Source organism: Allosphingosinicella sp., assembly GCF_036570505.1.
GTDB lineage: Bacteria > Pseudomonadota > Alphaproteobacteria > Sphingomonadales > Sphingomonadaceae > Allosphingosinicella.
In genome coordinates, this window is sequence record NZ_DATCYB010000093.1 from 1 (window position 1) to 2,996 (window position 2,996).

The 2,996-nt window shown below is 63.4% G+C and carries 7 protein-coding genes; all 7 read left to right on the forward strand.

Annotated elements, in window-relative coordinates; genetic code table 11:
• The first annotated feature begins 52 nt into the window (after nt 1–52).
• Genes rplN through rplR form a run of 7 tightly spaced genes read left to right on the forward strand, consistent with a single transcriptional unit; the run spans nt 53 to nt 2,983 of the window.
• Nucleotides 53–421, forward strand: a complete 369-nt coding sequence (gene rplN / locus VIR62_RS11790) for a 50S ribosomal protein L14 (RefSeq protein ID WP_011543078.1) — start codon at nt 53–55, stop codon at nt 419–421.
• 2 nt (nt 422–423) lie between these two features.
• Nucleotides 424–744: a 50S ribosomal protein L24 gene (rplX, locus tag VIR62_RS11795; RefSeq protein ID WP_431871505.1), complete on the forward strand. Its 321-nt coding sequence runs from the start codon at nt 424–426 to the stop codon at nt 742–744.
• Entirely contained in the window at nt 737–1,315 is a 579-nt protein-coding gene (gene rplE, locus VIR62_RS11800; RefSeq protein WP_431871507.1) for a 50S ribosomal protein L5, read from the forward strand. Before rplX ends, rplE begins: the two co-directional genes overlap by 8 nt.
• Before the next feature lie 55 nt (nt 1,316–1,370).
• A complete protein-coding gene (rpsN, locus tag VIR62_RS11805) occupies nt 1,371–1,676 on the forward strand; it encodes a 30S ribosomal protein S14 (RefSeq protein ID WP_431871508.1) in 306 nt (101 codons plus the stop codon).
• A 12-nt stretch (nt 1,677–1,688) separates the two neighbouring features.
• Nucleotides 1,689–2,093: a 30S ribosomal protein S8 gene (gene rpsH, locus VIR62_RS11810; RefSeq protein WP_431871509.1), complete on the forward strand. Its 405-nt coding sequence runs from the start codon at nt 1,689–1,691 to the stop codon at nt 2,091–2,093.
• Entirely contained in the window at nt 2,093–2,626 is a 534-nt protein-coding gene (rplF, locus tag VIR62_RS11815; protein ID WP_431871510.1) for a 50S ribosomal protein L6, read from the forward strand. The genes rpsH and rplF overlap by 1 nt, the downstream gene beginning before the upstream one ends.
• Before the next feature lie 3 nt (nt 2,627–2,629).
• Entirely contained in the window at nt 2,630–2,983 is a 354-nt protein-coding gene (rplR, locus tag VIR62_RS11820; RefSeq protein ID WP_431871512.1) for a 50S ribosomal protein L18, read from the forward strand.
• The last annotated feature ends 13 nt before the right edge of the window (nt 2,984–2,996 follow it).

Here is a 2,996-nt window from a genome sequence, read left to right on the forward strand (position 1 = left end):
TCACGGAACCGCCGGGACGGCCCGGTAGGCCAAGGAAGAAGGAAATGCATCGATGATCCAGATGCAGTCACAATTGGAAGTCGCCGACAACAGCGGCGCGAAGCGCGTCCAGTGCATCAAGGTGCTGGGCGGGTCGAAGCGGCGCACCGCCGGCGTCGGCGACGTCATCGTCGTGTCGATCAAGGAAGCGCAGCCGCGCGGCAAGGTGAAAAAGGGCGACGTCCATCGCGCCGTCATCGTCCGCACCGCGAAAGATGTGCGCCGCGCCGACGGATCGGTGATCCGATTCGACAGCAACGCCGCCGTGCTCGTCAACAAGAACGAGGAGCCGATCGGCACCCGCATCTTTGGCCCTGTCGTGCGCGAACTGCGCGGGCGCGGCTATATGAAGATCATCAGCCTGGCGCCGGAGGTGCTTTGACCATGGGTATGGCCAAGATCAAGAAGGGCGACACGGTCGTTATCCTGTCCGGCAAGGACAAGGGCAAGACCGGCGAAGTGACGCAGAGCCTGCCGAAGGACGGCAAGGTCGTCGTCGCGGGCGTCAACATCATCACGCGCCACAAGAAGCCGAACCAGCAGGACCCGCAGGGCGGCCTCGAGCGTAAGGAAGCGCCGCTGGCCGTCAGCAAGGTCGCGGTCGCCGACCCCAAGTCGGGCAAGGCGACGCGCGTCCGCTTCGAAACCAGGGACGGCAAGAAGGTCCGCGTGGCCGTGAAGTCCGGGGAGACCATCAATGGCTGATAAATACACCCCGCGCATGCGGTCGCTTTATGACGACACGATCGTCAAGGCGATGACCGAGAAATTCGGTTACAAGAATGTGATGGAAGTGCCGAGGATCGAGAAGATCGTGCTCAACATGGGCGTGGGCGACGCGGTTCAGGACAAGAAGAAGGTCGAGATCGCGGCTTCGGAAATGGAGCTGATCGCGGGCCAGAAGCCGGTCGTCACCAAGGCGAAGAAGTCGATCGCCGGTTTCAAGCTGCGCGAAGGCATGCCGATCGGTTGCAAGGTGACCTTGCGCCGGGCGCGGATGTTCGAATTTCTCGACCGGCTGATCACCATCGCGATGCCCCGCATCCGCGACTTTCGCGGCGTGTCGGCGAAGAGCTTCGACGGTCGGGGCAACTATGCCCTCGGCCTCAAGGAACAGATCATCTTCCCCGAGATCAACTATGACCGCATCGACACGGTGCGCGGAATGGATGTGATCGTGACCACCACGGCTCGCACGGACGACGAAGCCCGCGAACTGCTCCGGCTGTTCGGCTTCCCCTTCCCGATCGAAGCCCCGGCCCAGGAAGCCGCCTGAGTCCCCTTTGCTGGGATCTCGGGCCGGACAGGAACAAGGAAAGAGAACTTAAGTCATGGCGAAACTGAGTTCGGTGAACAAGAATGAGCGTCGCAAGCGTCTGGTGAAGAAATATGCCGGTCGCTACGCGAAGCTGAAGGCCATTGCGGCCGATTCTTCACTCGACGATGGCGAGCGTTTGATCGCGCGCCTCAAGATGGCGGAAATTCCGCGCAACGGCAATCCGACCCGCATCCGCAACCGGTGCGAGCTGACCGGACGTCCGCGCGCTTATTATCGCAAATTCCGGCTGTGCCGCATTCAGCTGCGCGATCTGGCCAACAAGGGCCTGATCCCCGGCGTTGTGAAGTCGAGCTGGTAAGGAACACGCAAGATGGCAATGACCGATCCTTTGGGTGATATGCTCACCCGCATCCGCAACGGCCAGACGGCGAAGAAGGACAGCGTCCTGACGCCGGCTTCGACGCTGCGCGTCCGTGTTCTCGACGTGCTCCAGCGCGAAGGCTATATCCGCGGCTACAGCGAAGAAGCGCTGGGCGCCAAGGGCCAGCACAAGGGCATCCGCATCGAGCTGAAATATTTCGAGGGGCAGCCGGCGATCCGCCACGTGGCCCGCGTTTCGAAGCCGGGCCGCCGCGTCTATTCGGCCTCGAAAGAGCTGCCGATCGTGCGCAACGGCCTGGGCATCACCATCGTGTCGACCCCGCGCGGCGTTCTGTCGGACGCCGAGGCGCGCGAGCATAATGTCGGCGGCGAAGTGCTGGCGGAGGTGTTCTGATGTCCCGCATCGGTAAAAAGGCAGTGGAGATCCCCAGCGGCGTCACCGCCGCGATCGACGGCGGCCAGCTGTCGGTCAAGGGACCCAAGGGCACCCTGGCGATGCCGCTTTCCGACATCATCAAATATGATGTCGGCGACGGTGCGATTTCGGTGCAGCCCGCGAACGCCAGCCGCGAAGCGCGCGCGTTCTGGGGCATGCAGCGCACGCTGGTGCAGAACCTGATTACGGGCGTGACCGAGGGCTTCACCAAGGTGCTCGAAATCACCGGCGTCGGCTATCGCGCCAATGCGCAGGGCAAGACGCTGAAGCTGCAACTCGGCTATAGCCACGATGTCGACTTTGCGGTGCCCGAAGGCATCGAGATCAAGACGCCGGACAACACGACGATCGAGATCAGCGGCATGGACCGGCAGCAGGTCGGCCAGGTCGCGGCGGAAATCCGCCGCTGGCGCAAGCCCGAACCCTATAAGGGCAAGGGCATCAAATATCGCGGCGAGTACATCTTCCGCAAAGAAGGCAAGAAGAAGTAAGCCATGGCACATCTTACCCCATTCCAAAAACGTCGCCAGCGCGTTCGTACCGCGCTCCGTCAGCGCGCCGCCGGGCGTCCCCGCCTTTCGGTGCACCGTTCGGGCCGGCACATCTATGCGCAGCTTATCGATGACGCCGCCGGCCAGACGCTGGCCGCGGCTTCGACGCTCGACAAGGATGTGCGCGGCAAGGCCGGCGCCACGGCGGCGGCCGCCGCCGATGTCGGCAAGCGACTCGCCGCGGCGGCCAAGAAGGCGGGCGTGACGCAGGTCGTGTTCGACCGCGGCGGCTTCCTGTTCCACGGGCGCATCAAGGCGCTGGCCGACGCGGCTCGCGAAGGCGGATTGGAGTTCTAATCATGGCAGATGA